The 611-nt window shown below is 75.1% G+C and carries 1 pseudogene; it reads right to left on the bottom strand.

What is annotated here, in order from left to right:
• A pseudogene (locus tag FV228_RS31995) lies at nt 1–611 on the bottom strand (hypothetical protein); the annotation flags it as partial.

Below are 611 nucleotides of genomic sequence, written 5' to 3'. Positions count from 1 at the left end.
GGCCGATCGTGACCGCGTCGAGCTGGGGCCGCACCGCGAGGTCGTCGGCGCTCGCCAGCACCGCGACGCCGTGCCGGCTCGGCAGGATCTCGAAATCCACGAAGCGGCGGCTCTTCGGATTGCCGATCGCGCGCTGCGCCGCCGAGGCGACCACCGCGATGCGCTCGCCGTCGAGGTCGAGCCACGTGGCCGATCCGGGCCTGGGCAGCGCCAGGGATACGGTGATCCGACCCGACGGATCCGGCTTCCGGACCGGATCGAGCGTGTCGCTCGGGCTCAGCGTGTCGCCGGCCGACAGCTCCCAGGCGGATCCGGTTCCTGTCGTGACGGCGGCCAGATCGACCAGCCGACCCGGCGGCACCCTGAAGCGCAGGACCGTGACCGGTCCGGTCCGGGTCGGCGCGCCCACGGGTGCGAGGCCCTGGTTGCCCGCCGGGACGGTGACGGGCTCGGCGGTCTCGAACACCAGCGTGGCGACGCCGCCGCGCTCGAACAGGGCGGCGGGCGGCAAGGCCTGGAACGGGAAGACCAGGCCGGAACCGGCCTTGCGAGTCGGGGGCGCCTCGGGGGCGGCGTCCGGGACGGGCGGAGCCTCGGCCTTTCGGGTGGGC

The organism is Methylobacterium sp. WL18 (genome assembly GCF_008040015.1).
Classification (GTDB): domain Bacteria; phylum Pseudomonadota; class Alphaproteobacteria; order Rhizobiales; family Beijerinckiaceae; genus Methylobacterium; species Methylobacterium mesophilicum.
The sequence above is the reverse complement of the archived record's forward strand: the minus strand, read 5'-3'. Positions and strand labels throughout refer to the sequence as shown.